Source organism: Rhodanobacter sp. C01 (assembly GCF_002001045.1).
Taxonomy (GTDB): domain Bacteria; phylum Pseudomonadota; class Gammaproteobacteria; order Xanthomonadales; family Rhodanobacteraceae; genus Rhodanobacter.
The window spans coordinates 127,773-141,607 of record NZ_MUNR01000014.1 but is presented as its reverse complement, the minus strand read 5'-3'; the positions used below and the strand labels follow the sequence as shown (position 1 = coordinate 141,607).

Sequence of the window (13,835 nt, the reverse complement as noted above, 5' to 3'; positions counted from 1 at the left end):
ACACGTGTAAGTGACATGATGTTTACACGCGTAAATGATCGCGTCAAGGCCCGAAATTCCGGCCCGCCACGTGGCATGCGACCTTGGTACGAGGCCGCCCCGAGCCAAACCGTCGTATCCTTGGCAGCTGACTCTCCCTGCAGGAAGGCAAGGCAATGGACAAGGTTTACCCAAGCGCAGCCAAGGCTCTCGACGGACTGCTGTTCGACGACATGACCCTCGCTGCCGGCGGCTTCGGCCTGTGCGGCATCCCCGAGAATCTGATCGGCGCGCTGCTGGAAGCCGGCACCAAGGGCCTGACCATCGTCGGCAACAATGCAGGCGTGGATGATTTCGGCATGGGTCCGCTGCTGAAGACGCATCAGGTGAAGCGCGTGTACGCCTCCTACGTGGGCGAGAACAAGGAATTCGAGCGCCAGGTGCTGGCCGGCGAGCTGGAACTGCACCTGACCCCGCAGGGCACGCTGGCCGAGAAGCTGCGCGCCGGTGGCGCCGGCATCCCCGGTTTCTATACGCGCACGGGCTATGGCACCAAGCTGGCCGAAGGCAAGGAGACCAAGGTCTTTGGCGACAAGGAATATGTGCTGGAGGAAGCCATCCACGCCGACGTCTCGATCGTGAAGGCATGGAAGGGCGACCGCCTCGGCAACCTGGTATTCCGCGAGACCGCGCGCAACTTCAACCCGATGATCGCCACCTGCGGCAAGATCTGCGTGGCCGAGGTCGAGGAGCTGGTCGAGGTCGGCACGCTCGATCCGGACAACATCCACGTACCTGGCATCTACGTCGACCGCATCATCCAGGGTGCCAACTACGAGAAGCGCATCGAGTTCCGCACCATCGCCGGCGCCAACACCGGCAAGGAAAGTCCGATCCGTACCGCGATGGCGCAGCGCGCAGCGAAGGAACTGCGCGACGGCTTCTACGTCAACCTCGGCATCGGCATCCCGACCCTGGTGGCAAACTTCATTCCCGCAGGCATGGACGTGATCCTGCAATCGGAGAACGGCCTGCTCGGCATCGGCCCGTTCCCCGCCGAGGACCAGATCGATCCGGACCTGATCAATGCCGGCAAGCAGACCATCACCACCTTGCCCGGTTCGAGCTTCTTTTCCAGCGCCGAGTCGTTCGCGATGATCCGCGGCGGCCATATCGATCTCTCGATCCTCGGCGGCCTGGAAGTCTCCGCGCATGGCGATCTTGCGAATTGGATGGTGCCGGGCAAGATGGTCAAGGGTCCGGGCGGCGCGATGGATCTGGTCAGCGGCGTCAGGCGCGTGGTGGTGCTGATGGAGCACAACGCGAAAGACGGCTCGCCGAAGATCAAGGACTCCTGCGACCTGCCGCTGACCGGCAAGCAAGTGGTCGACCTGATCATCACCGACCTGTGCGTGTTCGAGGTCGAGAAAGGCAAGGGCCTGACCCTGATCGAGCTGCAGGCTGGCGTGACATTGGCCGACGTGAAAGCGAAGACCGGTTGCGCGTTTACGGTGGCCGCTTCACTGGGCAGCTGACCGGCACCACACCCATCGACGCCTTGTAGGAGCGCACCCTGTGCGCGAATGCTCATCGCTCCGATCAACATCAGAGCATTCGCGCACAGGGTGCGCTCCTACGCAAGAAACGCGCGTACCGCTACCGCATCGAACGGCCAGTCCAGCTCGCGCCCATCACGCGCATCGCGCAGCACCGGCACCCGCGTGCCATAGCGCTGTTCCAGTTCGACCGCGTCATCCACCCACACGCTGTCGAACTCCGGCGCACGCGCCTCGGCCAGCACGGCCAGCGCCAGGTCGCACAGGTGGCAATAATCGCGCTGGTACAGGATCAGGTTGGACATGCGCTTGCGAATGGACTGCCAAAGGCGGACACGCCGCGTAGAATAGCCGGTTCACTCCCTTCCCCAGCAGCAAACCCATGGCCGTCAGCGTATTCGACCTGTTCAAGATCGGCATTGGCCCGTCCTCCTCGCATACGGTCGGACCGATGCGCGCGGCGGCACGTTTCGCCGAACGCTGGCTGGAAGAGAAAGGCGTGCTCGACCGGGTAACCCGTGTGCGCGCCGAACTGTACGGCTCGCTGGCGATGACCGGCCGTGGTCACGGCACCGACAAGGCCGTGCTGCTCGGTTTCGAGGGCGAACATCCGGATACCGTCGACCCTGACAAGATCCCGGAAATCCTCAAGCGCATCCGCACCTCGCACCACATTCGCGTGCTCGGCAAGCACGAGATCGAGTTTGACGAAAAACGCGACCTGGTCTTCAACAAGCGCCAGAAGCTGCCGTTCCACACCAATGGCATGCGCTTCAGCGCGTATGACGCCGACGGCAACGAACTGGCCACGCGCGATTACTACTCGGTCGGCGGCGGCTTCGTGGTGAACCACGACGAAGCGGCGGAAGACCGCATCGTCGCCGACACCACCGAGCAGCCCTACCCGTTCTCCACCGGCGACCAGATGCTGGCGCTGTGCAAGCAGCACGGCATGACGATAGCCCGGCTGATGATGGCGAACGAGAGCGTGTGGCGTCCCGAAGCGGAAACCCGCGCCGGCCTGCTGACGATCTGGAAGGCGATGCAGGACTGCGTCGACCGCGGCCTGCGCTCGCCCGGCACGTTGCCCGGTGGCCTGAAAGTGGCCCGTCGCGCCCCGGCGATGGCCGAAGAGTTGCGCACCCAGCCGGAAGCCGCACTGCGCGATCCGCTGACCATCCTCGACTGGGTGAACCTCTACGCACTGGCGGTGAACGAGGAGAACGCCGCCGGCGGTCGCGTGGTCACTGCGCCGACGAATGGTGCGGCAGGCATCGTGCCGGCGGTGGGCCACTACTACCTGCGCTTCTGCCCCAAGGCGAACGACGACGGCATCGTCGACTATCTGTTGACCGCCGCCGCAATCGGCATCCTGTACAAGGAAAACGCCTCGATCTCGGGCGCCGAAGTGGGTTGTCAGGGCGAGGTCGGCGTGGCCTGCTCGATGGCTGCCGGCGGCCTCACCGCCGCACTCGGCGGCAGCGTGATGCAGGTGGAGAACGCCGCTGAAATCGGCATGGAACACAACCTCGGACTCACCTGCGATCCGATCGGCGGCCTCGTGCAGATCCCCTGCATCGAACGCAACGCGATGGGTTCGGTCAAGGCGATCAACGCCAGCCGCATGGCGCTGAAGAGCGATGGCAAGCACCGCGTTTCGCTCGATAAGGTGATCAAGACCATGCGCGATACCGGCCGCGATATGAAGGACAAGTATAAAGAGACCTCGCGCGGTGGCCTCGCAGTCAACGTGATCGAGTGCTAGACGCACGAGGCCGATGACACCATTTCACCGCTCGCCGGTTCACGGCTCGCTCTCAACACCGGCAACGTGAAAAACAACGACTCCGCCCGGCCTTGATCGCCGTGGAGCGCGTGTCGCCAGTCAGTGTTTTCCAAGCAGCGTTTCGATCACCTGCTCCGCCATCGCCTCGGCAGTGTGCTCGGCGGCCCGCAGATGTATCTCGGCATGCTCCGGCGGCTCATAGGGCGAGTCGATGCCGGTGAAATTGCGGATCTCGCCGGCACGTGCCTTCGCATAGAGCCCCTTGACGTCGCGCCGTTCGCACAGCTCCAGTGGCGCGTCCATGAAGACTTCCCTGAACTCGCCTTCGCCAAAAAGATCCCGTGCCATGCGTCGCTCGCTGCGGAACGGGCTGATGAACGAGACCAGCACGATCAGGCCGGCATCCACCATCAGTTTCGCCACTTCGGCCACGCGGCGGATGTTCTCGACGCGGTCCTCATCGGTGAAGCCCAGATCACGGTTGAGGCCATGGCGCACGTTGTCGCCGTCCAGCATGTAGGTGTGATAGCCGCGTGCGTGCAGACGCTTCTCCGCCAGATTGGCCACAGTCGATTTGCCCGAGCCGGACAGGCCGGTGAACCACAGGCAGGCAGGCGCCTGCCCCTTGATCCGTGCCCTCGCCGCACGGTCGACATCGGTGTGCTGCCAGTGGATATTGTCGGCACGACGCAGGGCGAAGTTCAGCGTTCCGGCAGCCACCGTGCCGTTGCTCTGTCGGTCGATCAGGATGAACGCGCCCATCTCGCGGCAGTGTGCATACGCCTCGAACGCGATGGCGTGATCCAGGCTGAGGTTGCAATAACCCACCTCGTTCAACTCCAGCCGCTTGGCGGCCAGTGCTTCCTGCGTGTTGACGTCGACCTTGTGCTTGATCTCGGTGACCTGCGCACTGACCGTGCGTGCGCCGATCTTCAGCCAGTAGGATCGCCCAGGCAGCAGCGGCGCCTCACCCATCCACAGCAGGTGCGCGGCGAACTGATCGGCCACCTGTGGTGGTTGCGTGGCCGCGGCGATGACGTCGCCACGACTGATGTCGCGCTCGTCGGTCAGCGTCAGCGTGACTGCATCGCCAGACCTGGCGCGCGGCAGATCGCCGTCGGCCGTGACGATGCGTGCCACCCGTGAACGGGCGCCACTCGGCAGCACCACCACTTCATCGCCCGGCACAATCTGACCGGCGACGACATGGCCTGCGTAGCCGCGGAAATTCTGATCGGGCCGGCATACCCACTGTACCGGCAGGCGGAAGCCGACATCGTCGGCCACATGCGCGACCTGCACCGTCTCCAGATGCTCCAGCAGGCTGGGACCGTCGTACCAGTCGATGCGGTCCGAACGACTGCTGACATTTTCGCCACGCAGTGCCGACAGCGGCACCGCGCTGACCTGTGTGATGTCCATCGAGGCAGCCAGCTCGCGATAGTCCGCCTCGATCGTGCGGAACACGTCCTCGGAGTAATCGATCAGATCCATCTTGTTCACGGCCAGCAGCACATGGCGGATGCCGAGCAGCGCGCAGATATAGGTATGCCGGCGCGTCTGCGTCAGCAGGCCCTTGCGTGCGTCGACCAGCACCACCGCGAGATCGGCAGTGGAAGCACCAGTGGCCATGTTGCGCGTGTACTGCTCGTGGCCGGGGCAGTCGGCGACGATGAACTTGCGCCGCTCGGTGCCGAAGAAACGGTAGGCAACGTCGATCGTGATGCCCTGCTCGCGCTCGGCGGAGAGGCCATCGACCAACAAGGCGAAATCCAGCTCGCCGTTCTGCGTGCCGTGGCGCAGGCTGTCGCCTTTCAGCGCGGCCAGCTGGTCGTCGAACAGCAGCTTGCTGTCGTACAGCAGGCGCCCGAGCAGGGTGCTCTTGCCATCGTCCACGCTGCCGCAGGTGATGAAACGCAGCAGGCTCTTGGTTTCGTGCTGCTGCAGGTAGGCGTCGATCGCCGTGCTCGCGTCATGCTCCGTGCGCATCAGAAATAACCCTCCTGCTTCTTCTTCTCCATCGACGCGGACGGATCATGGTCGATTACCCGACCCTGGCGCTCGGAGGTGCGTGCCACCAGCATTTCCTGGATGACGGCCGGCAAGGTATCGGCCTCGGACTCGATCGCGCCTGTCAGGGGATAGCAACCCAGTGTGCGGAAACGCACCTTGCGCATTTGCGGGATCTCGCCCGGGCGCAGCGGCATGCGCTCGTCGTCGACCATGATCAGCGTGCCGTCGCGCTCGACCACCGGCCGCTCGGCGGCGAGGTACAGCGACGGCACCTCGATCTTCTCGCGGTAGATGTATAGCCAGATGTCCAGCTCCGTCCAGTTCGACAGCGGGAACACGCGCACGCTCTCGCCCTTGGCGATGCGCGCGTTGTAGAGGTTCCACAGCTCCGGCCGCTGGCTCTTCGGATCCCAGCGATGCTGTGCATTGCGGAACGAGAACACGCGCTCCTTGGCGCGCGACTTCTCCTCGTCGCGGCGTGCGCCGCCGATCGCGGCGTCGAACTGGTACTTGTCCAGCGCCTGCTTCAGCGCCTGGGTCTTCATCACGTCGGTATGCACGGTCGCACCATGACTGAATGGGCCGATGCCCTGCGCCACGCCATCCTGATTGATATGCACGATCAACCGGCAGCCGGTTTCCTGCGCGCGGCGATCGCGGAACGCGATCATCTCGCGGAATTTCCACGTCGTGTCCACGTGCAGCAGCGGGATCGGCGGCGGCGCCGGATAAAACGCCTTCTGAAGCAGGTGCAGCAGCACCGAGGAGTCCTTGCCGATCGAATACATCATCACCGGGTTGCGGAACTCGGCCGCCACCTCGCGCAGGATGTGGATGCTTTCCGACTCCAGCTGATTCAGGTGCGATGCGTGCGCAAGCGTGTCGATGTTGGTCATGTTGCTGCCGTTGATATTCGCAGGGATTCTAGTCGGGGCGGTGTCGTTTGAGTAATGACCAGCGGATTTATCCATATGCGGCACACGCAACGGACATCTGCGGCATTGCACACGAGGTTGCCGGCGTCGATGGCGAAGGCCGCTACGAGGAGGTGGTCAGGTGAACGGCATCGCCCTCCACCCGCAGGGCAACTTCGCGCAGGTGTTCACCGCGACAAGGACCAGCGACACACAGTCCATCGGCCTGGTTGAAAGTGGCACCGTGCACGGCGCAGATCAGTGTGTCGCTCTTCAGCAGGAACTTGCCCGGCGCGTAATCCAGTCGACGTCCCGCATGCGGACAGATGTTGAGATAGCCGCGTACCTGTCCCCCCTTTCGCAACAGGATCAGACTTTCTACGCCCTCGGGAAGCAGTGCATCGACAGCAATGGCCCCGCCGTCCGGAATTTCGTCCAGGTTGCACAACGGGGGGACGGTGGTCACTGTATCCATCGGCACTTGTCTCGCGGGCTCGACAGCCCCATGGTTGCACGCGTAAGTCATTGATTTTAACACACGGATTTTTAACACATGTACTTCTCCATGCCCTCCATGCGCCGTTCCCGTCATCCGCTGCTTCGTGCGCTGTCGCTGCTGGTTGGTATCGCACTGATTGGCGTGCTGCTGGTGTTCGGCCTGGTGGTGGCAGGTGTACTGCTGGTTGGCGGAGGCCTGTTGCTCGCCTGGCGCCAGTGGAAGCATGGCCGCAAGCTGGCCGCGCAGCCCGCTGCCACTCATGGCCAGCATCAACCTGACGTACTGGAAGGCGAGTTCGTGGTGATCCGGCAGGGCCGTCCCGTCGCCCACTGAGCCGTCGCCGATCGAACAGGCGATACGGCAATCACGATTCGGACAGCGCGGCGCCCGCAGTCGCGCTCACAAAATCCGGTGGGCTCGCGGATAATGCGCCGTCCCCACACGATCCGCTCCCATGTCCAACCACCCTGCGGCCGACACGCCGCATCGCCTGAGTGACCCCCACGTACTGATTCCACTGGCGCTGTTTGCGCTTTACGTGATCTGGGGCTCGACCTATCTGGGCATCCGTTACGCGCTGGAAAGCTACCCGCCATTCCTGCTTGCCGGCGTGCGCTTCGTCTGCGCCGGCACCGCGCTCTACGCCTTCCTGCGCCTGCGCGGCATCGCGCCGCCGACGCGCTTGCAATGGCGCAACGCGGCGTTCACCGGCGTGCTGCTGCTCGGCTTCGGCAACGGCTTGGTCTGTTTTGCCGAAGAGCGGGTGAGCTCCGGGATTGCCGCCGTGGCGGTGGCCAGCATGCCGCTGTTCGCCGCGCTGTTCTCCGGCATGTATGGCGAGTGGCCGAACCGGCGCGAGAGCATCGGTCTGGCGATCGGCTTTGCCGGCGTGATCGTGCTGAACCTGGGCAGCAGCCTGTCCGGCTCACGACTCGGCGCGATGGCGCTGCTGGTGGCTGCCATGTGCTGGGCGTTCGGCTCGGCCTGGAGTCGCCGGCGCGACATGCCACCGGGGCCGATGAACACCGCCGCACAGATGCTCTGCGCCAGCGTCGCCTTGCTGATCTTCGGCTTCGCCAGCGGCGAGCACCTGCCCGCACATCCGACCACACGCGCCACCCTGGCGGTGGTCTATCTGGCTGTGTTCGGTTCGCTGATCGCGTTCAGCGCCTATCTGTATGTGCTGAAACATGCGCGACCGGCACTGAGCACCAGCTATGCATATGTGAATCCGCCCGTAGCCGTGTTGTTCGGCGTATTGCTGGCCGGCGAGCACATCGGTCCGTACGATCTTGCCGGGATGGCGGTCATCCTGATCGGCGTGGTGGTGATCACCCTGGCGAAACAGAAAAGGGCGCGCTGACGCCGCCCGCCACACCGCCGAAAACCCTGCCTCAACGCCAGCCGGAAGTGATCGGATAACGCCGCTCACGACCGAACGCCCGCGTAGTCACACGCGGCCCCGGCGCCGACTGCCTGCGCTTGAACTCGTTCAGCAGCACCAGTCGCACCACCCTGCGCACAGTGTCCGCGTGAAAGCCTTGCGCGGCGATTTCGGCCTGCGATTGCTCGCCCTCGATGAAGCGCTCGAGAATCGCATCCAGCTCGTCATAGGGCGGCAGTGAATCCTGGTCGGTCTGGTTGTCGCGCAGCTCGGCGGACGGCGGACGCTCGATCACCGCCGACGGAATGCACTCCGGCTCGCCCTGCCGTGCGGCATGCGCGTTGCGCCAGCGCGACAGCTTGTACACCACGGTCTTGTAGACATCCTTCAACGGCGCGTAGGCACCGCACATGTCGCCGTACAGCGTGGCATAACCCACCGCCATCTCGCTCTTGTTGCCGGTCGCCAGCAGCAAGCGACCATGCTTGTTCGACAGTGCCATCAGCATCACGCCGCGGGTGCGCGACTGCAGGTTTTCCTCGGTGGTGTCGGCACCCTTGCCGGCAAAGGCAGGCGTCAATGCGTCGACGAAGGACTGGTAGGTCTGTTCGATGTCGATCACGTGATAGTCGACGCCCAACTGCACAGCTTGCGCACGCGCGCCATCCAGCGACAGCTGCGAGGTGTAGCGGGTCGGCATCATCACCGCGGTGACCCGCTGCGCGCCCAGCGCATCGACCGCCAGCGCCAGGGTCAGCGCAGAATCGATGCCGCCGGACAGGCCGAGCAGCACGCCGCCGAAACCGTTCTTGTCGATGTAGTCGCGGGTACCGCGTACCAAGGCGGCGTAAAGCGTGGCCTCGATGCATGTATCGGCGGGTACCGGCCAGCCCTCGGCGTGCAGCGTGCGTGTCGCCGGATCGAACTCGGCCCACAGCAGCGCGTCGACGAAGGCCGGTGCACGTGCAGCGATCGAACCGTCGCCGTTGACCAGCAGCGAAGCACCGTCATAGACCACTTCGTCCTGGCCGCCGACCAGGTTCAGATAGACGATCGCACAACCGGTTTCGCGTGCGCGCTCAATCAGCACCCTCTCGCGTTCTGTCTGCTTGGCGTTGTCCCATGGCGAGGCATTTATCACCACGATCAGCTCGGCACCGGCTGCCGCGGCCTGTGCCGCCGGTTCGGGCTGCCAGATGTCTTCGCAGACCAGCAATCCGATGCACACACCGTCGATCACCGAGGTGGCCGTTGTGTGGCCCGGACGGAAATAGCGCTTGTCGTCGAACACACCGTAATTCGGCAGCGCCTGCTTGTGGGCGGTGACCTCGACACGGCCGCCGCGCAGCAGGCTGGCAGCGTTGTATACCTCACCCTCGCTGTGCGGATGGCCGACCAGCGCCGCGACGCCATTGGTCGCGGTGGCCAATGCAGCCAACTCGCTGTCGCAGGCCGCCAGGAAACTCGGCCGCAACAACAGGTCCTCCGGTGGATAGCCGCTCAGGGTGAGCTCGGGAAACACCACCAGTTCGGCACCGCCGGTGCGTGCCTGTGCGATCAGGTCGCCCACCTTCGCGGCATTCGCCGCCACCGCACCCACCGGGAAATCGTGTTGGGCCAGTGCCAGTCGCAGCCTTGCCATGATCGTGCTCCAGAATGACGAAGGCCGCGATCCTGAGAATCGCGGCCTTCGTATTTTACGCGCTGCGGCTGACTTACTTCATCAGCTTCGCGAGCGTCTTGCCCAGATCGGCCGGCGACTTCACCGTGGTGACGCCAGCCTTCTCCAGCGCAGCGAACTTCGCCGCTGCCGTGCCCTTGCCACCGGAGATGATCGCACCGGCATGGCCCATGCGCTTGCCCGGAGGGGCCGAGGCACCGGCGATGAACGACACCACCGGCTTGGTCACGTACTCGGCAATGAACTCGGCCGCGTCTTCCTCGGCGCTGCCACCGATCTCGCCGACCATGATGATGCCTTCGGTCTGCGGGTCGTCCTGGAACAGCTTGAGGCAGTCGATGAAGCTCAGGCCATTGATCGGGTCGCCGCCGATGCCGATGCAGGTGGACTGGCCCAGGCCTTCGTTGGTGGTCTGGAACACGGCCTCGTAGGTCAGCGTGCCGGAACGCGACACGATGCCGACCTTGCCCGGCATGTGGATGTGGCCCGGCATGATGCCGATCTTGCACTCGCCCGGGGTGATGATGCCGGGGCAGTTCGGCCCGATCAGCACGGTTTCCGGATGCTGTGCGAGCACATTCTTCACGCGCAGCATGTCCAGCACCGGGATGCCCTCGGTGATCGCCACGATCACCTTGATGCCGGCGTCGATCGCTTCCAGGATCGAGTCGGCCGCGAACGGCGGCGGCACGAAGATCACCGACGCGTCGGCGCCGGTTTCCAGTACGGCTTCATCCACCGAATTGAAGACCGGCAAGCCGATGTGCTCGGAACCGCCCTTGCCCGGGGTCACGCCACCGACCACCTTGGTGCCGTAGTCGATCGCCTGTTCGGCGTGGAAGGTGCCCTGCTGGCCGGTGAAACCCTGCACGATCACCTTGGTGTTCTTGTTGACGAGAACGCTCATTCGATTACTCCTCAGCCCTTGGCCGCAGCCACGGCTTTCTGCGCCGCGTCGTTGAGATCATCGGCCGGCGTGATCGCCAGGCCGGAGTTGGCCAGCAGTTCGCGGCCCTTCTCGACATTGGTGCCCTGCAGACGCACCACCACGGGGATTTTCAGGCCCACTTCCTTCACCGCGGCGATGATGCCCTCGGCGATCAGGTCGCAGCGCACGATGCCGCCGAAGATGTTGACCAGGATGCAGCGCACCTTGTCCGAGGACAGGATCAGCTTGAACGCCTCGGTGACGCGCTCCTTGGTGGCACCGCCGCCAACGTCGAGAAAGTTGGCCGGCTCACCGCCTGCCAGCTTGATCACGTCCATCGTGGCCATCGCCAGGCCGGCACCGTTGACCATGCAGCCGATCGAGCCATCCATCGTCACGTAGTTGAGGTTGTTCTGTACCGCGGCGGCTTCGGCGGCGTCTTCCTGGGTCAGGTCGCGCATCGCAGCCAGATCGGGGTGACGGAACTCGGCGTTGTCGTCGGAGTTGACCTTGCCATCGAGCGCGGCGAGGTTGCCGTCTTCCAGCACGGCGAGCGGGTTCAGCTCGACCAGCGCCAGATCCTTCTCGTTGAACAGCTTGTACAGGCCCAGCATGATCTTGGTCAGCTGGTTCACCTGCTTGGCGGTGAGATCCATCGCGAAACCGAGCTGGCGGCACTGGTACGGCTGCAGGCCTTCGACGAAGTCCACCACGATCGTGTGGATGTCTTCCGGCGTGTCCTTGGCGACCTGCTCGATGTCCACGCCGCCATGCTTGGAGGCGATGAAGGACACCGACTTGCTGTCGCGGTCGACCAGGATCGACAGGTACAGCTCACGGGCGATATTGGTGGCATCGGTCACCAGCACCAGGTTCACCGGCAGCGCACGGCCGGCGGACTGGTAGGTTTCCATGTGGGTGCCGAGCATGCCCTTGGCGGCGGCACGCACATCATCAAGACTGCGGCAGAACTTGACGCCACCGGACTTGCCGCGGCCACCGGCATGGATCTGCGCCTTGACCATCCATTGCGTACCGCCAAGGTGCTTGGCGGCATCGACGGCGGCGTCGGGAGAGTTGGCAACTTTGCCCGGCGGCACGGCAATGCCGTACTGCGCGAACAGTTCTTTGGCCTGGTATTCGTGGAAATTCATTCGATACCTCGAGCGAACGGGAAAACATGACGGCCGCACGCTTGAACAGGACGTGGGTCAGGAAGGTCGCACAGCGGTGTGTCGCGCTGCCGGATGCAGTACGCATGCCAGTGAATCGGCAAAACCGCGCAATACGGCCGCCTATTTTCGCGGAAGCGGGCTGCAATGGAAAGGGCCGCGTGCGCAGACCGCCCCGCAGGCCTGTTTTCTGGCGCTTCAGGGCCCCGTTCCAACGCCGATCAGCCCGTCTATACTGGTCCGGTACAGCCATGGAGTGCCCGCCACGTGTCCAGCGCGCCACCCTTCTCCGCCACCCGCACGGGGGGCGGTATCACGACCATCCGCCATGAGCTGACCTTCCTCAACACGTTCCGGTTGGTGCAGGCGCTGGTTTATGTCGGCCTGGCTTTCAGTCCGGCGGGCATCGGTTGGCCCAAGCTGGCCTCTCCCCAGCTTGCCCACGGTGTGGCCGCGGCGTATCTGATCTTTGCGCTGGTCGCCCTGCTGTTCAACCGGCGCAGCATGGCCTACGCCAGCATGGCGGTTTCGGTGACCCTGGCGGTGGATATCTTCGCCGCCGTGCTGGCGATTGCCGCGATGCACGATGCGCGCATCGGCATCGCGATGATGCTGGCGGTGAACCTGAGCGCCGGTGCGCTGATCCTGCCGCTGCGACTGTCCAGCTTCTTCGCCGCTCTGGCCACGCTGGGCATCCTCGGCCATACCTTCTTCGGCGCGCCGGACAACCCCGGTGATCGCGACCTGCTCGAAGCCGCGCTGTTCGGGCTGGCGTATTTCGCCAGCACCACGTTGTGCCATGTGCTTGGCCGCCAGTTGCGTGCCACCGAGGCGCTGGCCGAGCAACGCAGCACCGACCTGGCCAACCTCTCGCAGATCAACGAGCTGATCATCCGTCGCATGAAGACCGGTGTGCTGCTGGTCGACGACGCCAACCGCATCCACCAGATCAACGAATCGGCCTGGATGCTGATGGGCAACCCCCGCGCCGACCAGCGCGACCTGGGTCAGCTGGCGCCGGAGTTGTCGCGCCGGCTTTATCACTGGATGACCTCAGGAAAGCTGGACGAGACCGCCACCCAGCTGGCCGACGGCGTGCCCGAGGTGGTACCGCGCTTCACCCGGTTGGCGCCGAACGACGACTCGCACGTGCTGATCTTCCTCGACGACACCTCGCTGCTGTCGCGCCGTGCGGAGGAACTCACGCTCAGTTCGCTCGGCCGGCTGTCCGCCTCGATCGCGCATGAGATCCGCAACCCGCTGGCGGCGATCCGCTACTCGGCACAATTGCTGGCCGAGTCGACCAGCATGGACGCCACCGACCAGCGCATGGTCGAGATCATCAACAACCACTGCATCCGGCTCAACGAGATCATCGAGAACATCCTGCAGCTGTCCCGGCGCGAACGCTCGCGGCCGGAGACCCTGGATCTCGGCCACTGGGTGCAGGCCTTCGTCGAGGAATACGCCCAGGGCAACGACCTCGGCGGTGACTCGCTGCGGGCGATCACCAGCAACGGGGCGCCGGTCGCGGCGGTGGCGGATCCGCAACAGCTGCAACAAGTGCTGTGGAACCTGGTGCAGAACGCGCTGCGCTACGGCCGCCTGCCCGGCGAGCCGGCGCGGGTGATGGTGGTGACCCGGCAGGGTGAACACGGCGTGCCGATCCTGGAAGTGATCGACCGTGGCCCCGGCATCGCACCGAAAGTGGCCGCACAGATCTTCGAGCCGTTCTACACCACCCACGAATACGGCACCGGCCTGGGCCTGTACCTGGCCCGGCAGATGAGCGAGGCCAATCAGGCATCACTGGAATATGTCCGCGTGGCTGGTGGCGGCAGCTGTTTCCGGCTGGTGCTGACGCCGCCTGCACGTGGTCCCGCCGACGCGACAGAGACTGTCCAGGTCGCCACGCGCTGATGT

The 13,835-nt window shown here is 64.5% G+C and carries 12 protein-coding genes; 5 read left to right on the top strand and 7 right to left on the bottom strand.

What is annotated here, in order from left to right; genetic code table 11:
• Nucleotides 1-155 precede the first annotated feature (155 nt).
• Nucleotides 156-1,514 carry a 3-oxoacid CoA-transferase gene (locus B0E50_RS18460; RefSeq protein ID WP_077442123.1) on the top strand — a complete coding sequence of 453 codons (1,359 nt, stop codon included), beginning with the start codon at nucleotides 156-158 and terminating at the stop codon, nucleotides 1,512-1,514.
• A 98-nt stretch (nucleotides 1,515-1,612) separates the two neighbouring features.
• On the opposite strand, the gene B0E50_RS14850 is transcribed toward B0E50_RS18460, so the two are convergent.
• Nucleotides 1,613-1,840: a glutaredoxin family protein gene (locus B0E50_RS14850; RefSeq protein WP_077442122.1), complete on the bottom strand. Its 228-nt coding sequence runs from the start codon at nucleotides 1,838-1,840 to the stop codon at nucleotides 1,613-1,615.
• Between the two features lie 77 nt (nucleotides 1,841-1,917).
• Here B0E50_RS14850 and B0E50_RS14845 point away from each other — a divergent pair, with 77 nt between their 5' ends.
• Nucleotides 1,918-3,300 carry an L-serine ammonia-lyase gene (locus tag B0E50_RS14845; RefSeq protein WP_077442121.1) on the top strand — a complete coding sequence of 461 codons (1,383 nt, stop codon included), beginning with the start codon at nucleotides 1,918-1,920 and terminating at the stop codon, nucleotides 3,298-3,300.
• A 120-nt stretch (nucleotides 3,301-3,420) separates the two neighbouring features.
• Here the strand turns inward: B0E50_RS14845 and cysN are convergent, their stop codons facing one another.
• The 3 genes from cysN to B0E50_RS14830 form a co-directional block, all read right to left on the bottom strand.
• Nucleotides 3,421-5,310, bottom strand: a complete 1,890-nt coding sequence (gene cysN, locus B0E50_RS14840) for a sulfate adenylyltransferase subunit CysN (RefSeq protein ID WP_077442120.1) — start codon at nucleotides 5,308-5,310, stop codon at nucleotides 3,421-3,423.
• A complete protein-coding gene (cysD, locus tag B0E50_RS14835; protein ID WP_077442119.1) occupies nucleotides 5,310-6,230 on the bottom strand; it encodes a sulfate adenylyltransferase subunit CysD in 921 nt (306 codons plus the stop codon). Before cysD ends, cysN begins: the two co-directional genes overlap by 1 nt.
• A 142-nt stretch (nucleotides 6,231-6,372) precedes the next feature.
• Complete coding sequence (locus tag B0E50_RS14830; RefSeq protein WP_077442118.1) at nucleotides 6,373-6,723, bottom strand: Rieske 2Fe-2S domain-containing protein; 351 nt, start codon at nucleotides 6,721-6,723, stop codon at nucleotides 6,373-6,375.
• Nucleotides 6,724-6,801: 78 nt separating this feature from the next.
• Here B0E50_RS14830 and B0E50_RS14825 point away from each other — a divergent pair, with 78 nt between their 5' ends.
• Nucleotides 6,802-7,080, top strand: a complete 279-nt coding sequence (locus B0E50_RS14825; RefSeq protein ID WP_077442117.1) for a hypothetical protein — start codon at nucleotides 6,802-6,804, stop codon at nucleotides 7,078-7,080.
• A gap of 121 nt (nucleotides 7,081-7,201) precedes the next feature.
• Nucleotides 7,202-8,110, top strand: a complete 909-nt coding sequence (gene yedA, locus B0E50_RS14820; protein WP_077442116.1) for a drug/metabolite exporter YedA — start codon at nucleotides 7,202-7,204, stop codon at nucleotides 8,108-8,110.
• A 31-nt stretch (nucleotides 8,111-8,141) separates the two neighbouring features.
• Here the strand turns inward: yedA and B0E50_RS14815 are convergent, their stop codons facing one another.
• The 3 genes from B0E50_RS14815 to sucC form a co-directional block, all read right to left on the bottom strand.
• Nucleotides 8,142-9,773: an NAD+ synthase gene (locus tag B0E50_RS14815; protein ID WP_077442115.1), complete on the bottom strand. Its 1,632-nt coding sequence runs from the start codon at nucleotides 9,771-9,773 to the stop codon at nucleotides 8,142-8,144.
• Nucleotides 9,774-9,846: 73 nt separating this feature from the next.
• Nucleotides 9,847-10,719, bottom strand: coding sequence for a succinate--CoA ligase subunit alpha (gene sucD, locus B0E50_RS14810; RefSeq protein WP_077442114.1), 873 nt, complete (start codon nucleotides 10,717-10,719; stop codon nucleotides 9,847-9,849).
• An 11-nt stretch (nucleotides 10,720-10,730) separates the two neighbouring features.
• Nucleotides 10,731-11,894 carry an ADP-forming succinate--CoA ligase subunit beta gene (gene sucC / locus B0E50_RS14805; RefSeq protein WP_077442113.1) on the bottom strand — a complete coding sequence of 388 codons (1,164 nt, stop codon included), beginning with the start codon at nucleotides 11,892-11,894 and terminating at the stop codon, nucleotides 10,731-10,733.
• 285 nt (nucleotides 11,895-12,179) lie between these two features.
• Here sucC and B0E50_RS14800 point away from each other — a divergent pair, with 285 nt between their 5' ends.
• Nucleotides 12,180-13,832 (top strand): ATP-binding protein, encoded by a 1,653-nt coding sequence (locus tag B0E50_RS14800; RefSeq protein ID WP_077442112.1) that lies wholly within the window; start codon nucleotides 12,180-12,182, stop codon nucleotides 13,830-13,832.
• Nucleotides 13,833-13,835 lie beyond the last annotated feature (3 nt).

Coding starts and splice junctions, on each gene's coding strand:
- sucC (WP_077442113.1), bottom strand. CDS start 11,894: ATGAATTTCCACGAATACCAGGCCAAAGAACTGTTCGCGCAGTACGGC.
- B0E50_RS14845 (WP_077442121.1), top strand. CDS start 1,918: ATGGCCGTCAGCGTATTCGACCTGTTCAAGATCGGCATTGGCCCGTCC.
- yedA (WP_077442116.1), top strand. CDS start 7,202: ATGTCCAACCACCCTGCGGCCGACACGCCGCATCGCCTGAGTGACCCC.
- B0E50_RS14850 (WP_077442122.1), bottom strand. CDS start 1,840: ATGTCCAACCTGATCCTGTACCAGCGCGATTATTGCCACCTGTGCGAC.
- B0E50_RS14815 (WP_077442115.1), bottom strand. CDS start 9,773: ATGGCAAGGCTGCGACTGGCACTGGCCCAACACGATTTCCCGGTGGGT.
- B0E50_RS18460 (WP_077442123.1), top strand. CDS start 156: ATGGACAAGGTTTACCCAAGCGCAGCCAAGGCTCTCGACGGACTGCTG.
- sucD (WP_077442114.1), bottom strand. CDS start 10,719: ATGAGCGTTCTCGTCAACAAGAACACCAAGGTGATCGTGCAGGGTTTC.
- B0E50_RS14830 (WP_077442118.1), bottom strand. CDS start 6,723: ATGGATACAGTGACCACCGTCCCCCCGTTGTGCAACCTGGACGAAATT.
- cysN (WP_077442120.1), bottom strand. CDS start 5,310: ATGCGCACGGAGCATGACGCGAGCACGGCGATCGACGCCTACCTGCAG.
- B0E50_RS14825 (WP_077442117.1), top strand. CDS start 6,802: ATGTACTTCTCCATGCCCTCCATGCGCCGTTCCCGTCATCCGCTGCTT.
- cysD (WP_077442119.1), bottom strand. CDS start 6,230: ATGACCAACATCGACACGCTTGCGCACGCATCGCACCTGAATCAGCTG.